Annotated in this window: 1 protein-coding gene; it reads left to right on the top strand. The window is 59.0% G+C overall.

Features of this window, described 5'->3' with window-relative positions; translation table 11 throughout:
- Positions 1-173: 173 nt before the first annotated feature.
- Positions 174-9,314: Calx-beta domain-containing protein (locus tag ACXRVZ_RS26920; protein WP_458233070.1), on the top strand; the 9,141-nt coding region annotated here is incomplete at its 3' end.

Below are 9,314 nucleotides of genomic sequence, written 5' to 3'. Positions count from 1 at the left end.
AAGCTCAGCTTCCGGGATTTGCCCGCGACTACCCTATGGAACCGGGTGCCTTCACCGCCTATGCGTTTACCTTGGTCGGAAAGGCGGGAACCCACCTCCCAGGCACTTCATTCGAAGCGACACCCGAGGCCGATTTCAMGTTTGACGTCGGCAGTCAGCTAGTTGTTTGGGGAATGCAGACCAAAAACCCGGCACTCATTCTGTCCGGCTTGCCATTTATTCTTTCCACGGGTCTCGGTCACCCCATGGGAGCGATTCTCAAGAAGGTCGAGTCGGTCCTCGGATACGTACCAGCGGGAGAAGCCCCCCGGCTTGATGCGGGCTTCTTGTCGAACAGTCCCGAGATTGGCTATTTTCAAAGTAAACCAGACCAAGCCAGTTCTCAGGAGCATCTCATCTCGTGGCTAGATCAAACCTGGTCGCGCAATGTTGGCATCGAACGGGATGCATCGGGCGCTCCTATTGGAAAATCGCCAAGCGGAGCGACTCTCGATTTCGTCCCCATTGTAAAGGGCACCCTAAGCATCAGGGCGATGTGGAATCCAGAGACGAGACAGATTGAAGAGTGGGCGTTCCCAATAGATGCAGCTGGCAATGAAATCTCATCTGCGCCTCCGATAAAACACTATTACGTGATTGATGTAGGGCCAGACAAGCGAGTAGGCCGCGTTGCCGCCAACGGTGACATCACATTCGTCCAGAAATTGGTGTTTGGTGACCAAGAAGTTCCTAACGGGATCGTTGTCATCAGATCTAGTGGAGAAGTTGCGTACAGTTTGATCTCTAAAGGAGGGATCGTCCCGGCAAACGCTGCGGTGACGTATAAATTCTCGCCTTCAGCAGAAGATATAGCCGCTCTGCGCACCGGCACGATGTCTGTCGAAGAAGCCTTCCAGCGCTATCGAGGAATCGCTATACCGACGTCAGAGGGGTGGCAGTCATCAGCGCCTCTCGGAGCAGAGTCCCCACTAGATGGCCAGCCCTACACGAGGGTGGTTGATGGTCGTATTGAGGTGCGTGCCATTCGCAGCGATGGCGTGCTGATCAATGGAAAGATCGAGGTTTTCGCCGGCACCGCCTCAAACGCGGAATTGGCGCAAGCTGCTGTGTCGCGCGCCCCCCTTGAAAGCTTGCCTTCAGACTCGAGCTTCCGGGCAACTTTCGATGATGGACTAGGCAACACAACCACGAGAGACTCGACCCCGGCAATCGATGCGGCAGGCCAACCCAAAGGCCGAATCGTGACGGACCGCCAGTACACCTTCGGTAAACTGAAGACCGAGACGGCGGCTACTTTTGACTTCGACTCAAGCGGCAACTCTGTTAACACGACGGACACCCGCCAGTACGATGCCAGCGAGGCTATGACAGGGCGTTCGGTCTCCGTGGTAACGACTTCTCCTTCGGGCCTTTTAGCGGTCAGCACGGAGAACACACGCTACGACGCTAGTAATCAAATCGTCTCGCGCGTGGTCGATCGGTATGACGAGCAGGGGAATCTGCTTCGCACTCAGTTTGACAACGCTGGCCGGATTACACAGGTTGAAACTCGCCAGGTATTCGACGATGGCTCTTCCATAGCTACGGTCGAATACGCCGACGGGCGCAAGGCCATCATCACACTTGACTCGGACAAACAAATAGTTCGAGTTGGCACTCAGATCGAAGTTGCCCCTGGCCAAACACTCCTAACAATGCGCGACGGCGCTGGAAATGTACTTGGCGAGACGCGAACTACAGCTCTTGGCGGAGGATTGGTGGAAACGCTGATCACAAAGTCGGATGGCTCGGGCACAAAGTTCGTTAGAGATTCCCTTGGAAACGAAACCGGACGCGTCGAGATTCCACGGTATCTTGGGACGTTCGTCTCGGCGATCCAGGACGTCACTGGCCTTATCAACGCAATCAAGAGCGGCCAACCGCTGCCGCAATTGGCTAGCGGCCTCAAGCTTCTAAATACACTCGATCGCACGCAGTCCATTCCCTACCTCAATCAGGCGTCTACCTTCGCACAAGGGGCGCTCAGCATCTATAACCTTCACAATGCTTTTGCCGGCGGCGCGAGCGATCTGGACAAGATTAGCGCGGTTGGCAATGCTGTGGTGAGCGTGAATGCCGCATTGAATGCGGTGCATCTTGGAGTTCCAGCATTGAACACGCTGGCCGGCAGCATCGCTCCAGCTCTGCCACCGTTGCAGATCGTTCTTTCGATCAAGAATAAGGACCCGATTGGAGTGGCCATGGGCATCGGTACGATGCTCCAGGGTAGTGCCTTCCTAATGACCAACCCTCTTGGTTGGGCTCTCATGGCTGCCAGTCTATACAAAGCCATGCAAGCACCGCCCGAAGCGTGGGGTATCGGAACTTTCAAATTCGGCGCCACGACCGAACTCGCTTTCGACATTCAAGGCGAAAGCTTCGGCAAGGATCGAGTGGCTCAATTGATGCAGGGCAACGGCGAGCCGGCCACCCTGCCGGACGGTTCTCAGAATCCGACCTATTTCGGCGGTTTGAAGGGCTATCTGCAGCAGCTCATTAGTGATGCGGCGCAGGCAAACCCGGAAGACTCGCTTGGCATAATCCCTCAACGCCTTCCCACTTTGTCATGGCGGGAGGCGCGACAGGATCAGCCCGGGTATGCCATTACTGACATTGACCCCGTTACTGGTCAGCAGCGCTACCCTGAACTTCGCTACGGCGATGACTGGAAGCCTTACAACGCGGATGCGACGGTTCCCGGGCAGCGCTTGAGCATCTTCGAGCGGCTGGTCACTTCGGCTCTTGAGCGGCGAGCTATTGCGCCGATGTGGGAGGTGCGCACAGCTAGGCTTCAGCAAGATGCCGGCGATCCGCTGGCTGGCCTGACCGAGGAAGAGCGCGCCGCTCGCCGCGGCCTTGCAGCTTCAGTCGATCCGGTCACGAACAAGCAGCTTGCTGGCGAGTTCCGTCCCATCGCGCTCGACCTGGATGGTGACGGCAAGATCACCACAGTCTCGAATGCCGACAACGACCGCGCCTTCAATTGGGACGGCTCCGGCTTCGATAAGCAGGTTGGCTGGGTGGGTTCCGGTGAGGGCATGCTCTTCCTTGACCGAAACCCGAATGGGTTGGCTGACTCCGGCACAGAACTGTTCAGCAATTCGGCACTCAATGACGCCGCCAAGGGTGTACGTAGCCTGGCTTGGGTCGATGCAAATGCCGACGGCGTCATCGATGGCGCTGACCCTGTCTTCAATGAACTCAAAATTTGGCGTGACGTCAATGGCGACGCCGTCGCAGACTTCTCCGAAATGAAGAATTTGGAGTCGCTGGGAATTACCCAGCTCGACTACAACAACAACCGCTTCACGATGAACGGCGGTCTGCAGTCGATGCAGGGCGTCAAGCTTGAGACCAGTGCTACGGGCCAGCAGGTCAGCGTAGTTCCTGATGGCATCAAGGTTGAGTTTGACGATGGCCGCGTGCTGGTCTATCCGACACGAGTGAGCGATGCAAGCCGCGACCCGCGCGTTGCGGCCGTGTCCAACGGATCGGCCGTCGAGGGCGGAGCCGTGGATTTCACAGTCACGCTGAACGTCAGGGGTTCCGTCGTGACAACCGTTGCTCTCGGCGTCGTCGCAGGCTCTGCGTCTGCGGCTGACCTGCGTCTGCCGTTGGAGGTGTCGTTCGACGGGGGGGCAAGCTTCGTCGCCGTCAGCAATGGGGTGGTAGAGGTTCCGGCTGGCGTGCTGCAATTCACCGCCCGTGTGCGAACGGCCGATGACAGCATCGTCGAATCGCTTGAAAGCTTCACGCTCTTGGCAGCCAGCGCCGCTAACGCTGCACCGGTCACTGGCACCGGCACGGTGGTAGACAACGAGGGTGCTGCGCAACTCTCCATCTCAGGCCCGGCCAGCGTCGGCGAGTCGGCTGGAACGCTGACCTACACCGTTACGCTGTCCAACCCTAGCGATACGCAGATCAGCGTCCAGTACGCCACGGCCGCGGGGACCGCGAGCAACGGTGAGGACTTCGCTGGCGTCTCCGGTCTGCTCACGTTCGCGGCAGGAGAGACCAACAAGACCTTCACCGTCGACATCAGCAGCGACGAAGCGATTGAGGGCAATGAGGCCTTCTCCGTCGTGTTGAGCGGTGCGAGCGGCGCCGAGATCGCGGTCGGCACGGTCACGACGACCTTGCTTGACGAGTCGGATCCCGGCCGAAATCCCCATGTAGCAACTGTGTCTGACGGGTCGGCCATCGAGGGCGGCGCAATGGATTTCACGGTCGCTTTGAACGTCAGGGGTTCCGTCGTGACGACCGTCGCCCTTGACATTGTCGCAGGGACAGCCTCCGCGGCCGACTTGAATCTGCCGCTGGAGGTGTCATTCGACGGGGGCGCGAGCTTCCTCGCTGTCAGCGGTGGAGCGGTTGAGGTTCCCATTGGCTTGCTGCAGTTCATCGCCCGTGTCCGCACCGCGGACGACAACATCGTCGAATCGCTTGAAAGCTTCACGCTCTTGGCAGGCAGTGCTGCCAACACTGCACCGGTCATTGGCACCGGCACGCTGGTCGACAACGAGGGGGCTGCTCAACTCTCCATCTCAGGCCCGGCCAGCGTCGGCGAGTCGACTGGCAGGCTGACTTACACCGTCGCGTTGAGCAACGCTAGCGATACTCAGATCAGTGTTCAGTACGCCACCGTTGCTGGGACAGCGAGCGATGGCAGCGATTTCGCAGGAGTCTCTGGCCTGCTCACATTTGCAGCAGGAGAGACCTCTAAGACCTTCACCGTCGACACGAGCAACGACGCAGCGATCGAGGGCAACGAAGCCTTCTCAGTAGTTTTGAGCGGCGCGAGCGGCGCTGAGATCGCTGTTGGCTCGGTCACGACGACCTTGATTGATGACGATGCACCTATTCCGGACACTTTCGAAGCTCGAGACGATGACCTGGGTGCATTTAATGAGGACGTCAGCGCGACACCGACGACCACGCCCGCCACTCTGCCCGTCTTCTGGTCTCTGTTGCTGGGCAACGATCTGTTCAATGGCAGTGCGGATGGCCTTGCCATCACCCAGCTCTCCAACGCGCAGCATGTCACCATTTCGCTGGATGCCGCCAATCGGCAGGTGATGGTGACTCCGCACGCAAACTTTGTCGGGCAAGCATCTTTCCAATACACGGTGAAGGCGCCGAACGGAGACACGCGCGTTGCAACCGCGTTCTTGGCGTTCACCGAAGTCAACGACCGCCCTGTAGTTGACTATCAACCGGTCAATCGCTCGATCTACGGCTATGGCGTCCTTGCCAGAACGGTCACCGTCGGTTTCGGCGCGCAAGACCGCAGGCAGTACGTCGAGGTTTCGCGCGACACGGGTATTCCGTTTTACGACCCCTACCAAACCGTGGCGGGACGGACGAAGACGTATGTGGATGGAGAGAACTCCTACTACGACTACGGCCCGCTGATCGACACATCGATACCGCGAAGCTATTTCGACCGGGAGTACTCGCGTATCGCTTCTCAGCAATCCGGGGAATGGGGCCTTCCCAATTCGATTGAGATTCTGATGGACGGCGTCGTCTACGAAATCTCTGCATCACCGGGTGGTTACACGCACAACACGCCCATCGGTTCAGAGATTAGCAACGATGGTCGTATCACCGCTACCGACCCGGATGGCAGCAGCAACTTCCGCTATGAGATCGTCACGCAAGGCCTGTGGGGGACGACCACGATCAACGCGAACACTGGTGAATTCAGCTACACCGGCCGCCGCTATGTCGACGTGGACGCACTCGGCACGCTCGTCGCGAAAAACGTAGATACAGACGAGCATTCGCGCTACGAAGAAACCCATACCGATGTGGTGGTGGTGCGCGCAGTCGACCTGAGCGATCCGACAGGCCGGACATTTGCCGACAAAGAGGTAAGCGTCACGCACTTCGGCCCCAAGCCGGCGCCTGGTATCCAGAGTGGCGCAAAGAAGCCGATTGCAATCGACCTGAACGGCGACGGTTTCCACTTCACGGATGTGGACGACTCGAACGTCTTCTTCGACGTGAATGGCGACGGCTGGCGCCGCCGTATTGCCTGGAACAACCCAAGCGACGGATTCATCGCCTTTGACAAGAACGGAGACGGGAAGATCGACAGTTTTGATGAGATCTCGTTCGTCCCGTACAAGCCGGACGGTCAGACCGATCTTGAAGGCCTTCGATCCTTCGACACCAACGGTGACGGCATCTTTTCTGCGGCGGACGAGAAGTGGGCGTCGTTCGGTGTCTGGCAGGATGCAGACAGCGACGGCATCAGCGATGCGGGTGAGTTCAGGTCGATGTCGGACCTCGGCATTTCGGCCATCGGCCTTACAAGTGACGGGCAATTCCGCGTCATCGATGGACAGACTGTCCATGGCACCGCAGTTGCAACTCGCGGCGACGGAACGACCCTTGCAATTGCCGACGTCACCTTGCGTTATCGCAAGGAAACGCAAGTCAGCACGCCGGGTGGCGGCACCGTTGTGACACCGGCGCCCACGACGCAGCCAGGCACGGTGTTCAACGGCACTGCCGACAAGGACCTGGTGCTGGGTACCAATGGCTCAGACATGTTCAAGACGGGCGACGGTGACGACGTCATTACCGACGATTTCGGCAATGACGGCGTCGAAGCTGGTGCCGGCGACGACTTGGTCTATACCGGCGTTGACAACGACGTCGTGGACGGTGGTCTCGGCAACGATGTGGTGTTCGCTGGTGCGGGCAACGACCTGGTGTTTGGCGATGCCGGCGATGATTTGTTGATGCTTGAGGATGGCAATGACGTCGCGTTTGGCGGCGACGGCCATGATTTCGTCAGCGGCGGGAGCGGCAACGATGCGCTCTCCGGTGACCTTGGCAACGATAAGCTGTTCGGCGAGGGTGGCTGGGACGCATTGTTTGGCCAGGAGGGCGATGATGAACTCTGGGGCCACGACGGCAACGATTCACTCGACGGTGGCGAGGGAGCGGACTTGTTGGTCGGAGGCGCCGGTAGTGACACGATGGAGGGCGGCGCTGGCAACGACACCTACGAAGTCGACTCTGTGGGCGACATCGTGATCGAGGCTAGCGACGGCGGCATCGACACCGTGCGCTCAAGCACCGGCTACCAGTTGACCGACAGCTTGGAGAACTTGACCCTGACCGGCGACGGCGTCATCAACGGTACCGGCAATGCCGGGGACAACGTCCTGCAGGGCAACTCGGCGGCGAATGTGCTGCGTGGTGGCGACGGTATCGACGTGCTCGATGGCGGGACGGGTGYGGACCTACTTTTTGGCGGCAATGGGGCCGACACCTATGTTGTCGACAACGTTGGTGACCGAGTCGTGGAGCTCTCTTTCGCAGGGTACGACGCTGCCGCGGACGCTGTGCGTTCCCGCCTTCTGCAGGCGGCCCAGGGCACAACTTGGGCGTATGCCATCGACCCTCTGATAGATGGTGTGCGTTACGCCATTTCATCGCTCCCAAGTGGCGTTGCGACCGCGGACGACTGGCCGGCGATTGTCGTGGCCGTTCTGCAGTTGGACATTGCGGCAACCGATGTGGTCGAGAACTTCCGCGAATGCTTTGAGCCGCTGCTCGGAGTGCCAGTCTCGTCGGCCTCGTATCCTATTGAGGAGGGTGACGGCGCCATCGACACGGTCAGGTCGCGCATCTCGTATGTGCTACCTGAGATGGTCGAACGGCTCGTACTAACCGGAATCGGCGCCATCGCTGGAACCGGCAACGGACTTGACAATGACATTACGGGCAATGGTGCGAGCAACGCCATTGATGGTGGGCTCGGTGCAGACACCATGAAGGGTGCTGCTGGCGATGACATCTACTACGTCGACGACGGTGGAGACGAAGTCGTTGAGAACGTCGGTGAGGGGACAGACTCTGTCGTCGCCAGCGTCAGCTACGAGCTGACTGACAACGTCGAGAATTTGACGCTTTCAGAAGGCGAGTATCTGAACGCCACTGGCAATGACCGCGCCAATGTCCTGACCGGCAACGCAGGGACGAACGTTCTGGACGGACGGGGCGGTGCCGACATGATGATGGGGGGCGACGGCGACGACTACTACATCGTCGACAACGTCGACGATACGGTTCTGGAGCAAGCAGGCGCCGATCGAGCGGTGATCAATGCCATTACCTTGGCGCGCGACAATCTGCAAGACGCAGCTGGCGATGCAGGCTGGTATGAATCTATCGATAGCCTCGTCCAAGCTGTCCTTGGCTACACGAGAGCGTCTAGCAACTTTGTGCTGACGGCAGCCCACTGGCCGCAGGTCGTCGCCTTTGTGAATGGACTGGGAATCGCCAACGGCAACGTCGTTGCGGAATACTTCGATCAATTCGAACCGCTCCTCGGCGTCGATCTGTCGAACGTCCAGGATGCCGGCTTTGACTCGATCTTGTCTAGCGTCTCGTTTGTACTTCCCGAAAACGTTGAGCTTCTCAGTCTCACGGGTGATGCGGCGATTGACGGTACCGGCAATACATCGAACAACGTCATCATCGGCAATGCTGGTGTCAACCGTTTGGTCGGCGGCGGTGGTGACGACGAACTGCAGGGCGGTGCGGGCTATGACACCTATGGATATGCCCGAGGCGATGGCCATGACCTGGTCATCGACGAAGAAGGCTCAGGCGTCATTGCGTTCTCGGGCGACATCACACGAGAAGACCTCAAGTTCCGCATGGAAGGCGATGACTTGGTGATCGACATCCTCAGCAGAGGTGCTTTGCCGGCCGGAAGCATCACCATCCTTGCATGGAAGCTGATTGCTGAGCGTGTCGACAGTGTCACACTGGCCAACGGCACGGTCCTCGTACCCCTCGACAACTCGCTCTTCGACAGTCGTCCGGTCATCAACGGCACTGAAGGCGACGATCAGCTCGTGGGTACCGCAGCTGCCGAGATCATCAATGGCCTGGGAGGCAATGACACCATCTTTGGTAGCCGGGGCGACGACGCGCTAAATGGTGGCGACGGCGACGATCGCTTCCTGCTTGAAGGCAATTCTTCAGGCGTGGCGATCGACGGACTGGACCAATATGACGGCGGCTCGGGCAGCAACAGCATTGTGGGCAACCCGTACTACAACGACATCCTGCGTGTAACCAATAACCTCGCCAACCTGAAGAACATCCAGGTGCTTGATGGCGGTGGCACTTGGTGGGACAACCGCATCGTTGGCACTGAGGGCGACGACACGCTGAACTTCTCCGGTCGGACGGTCAGGAACTTCGTCATTGACGCTGGCGGTGGCAATGACGTGGTCACCGGCACGGCC

The sequence above is a fragment of the Roseateles sp. P5_E8 genome, assembly GCF_054177665.1.
The sequence above is the reverse complement of the archived record's forward strand: the minus strand, read 5'-3'. Positions and strand labels throughout refer to the sequence as shown.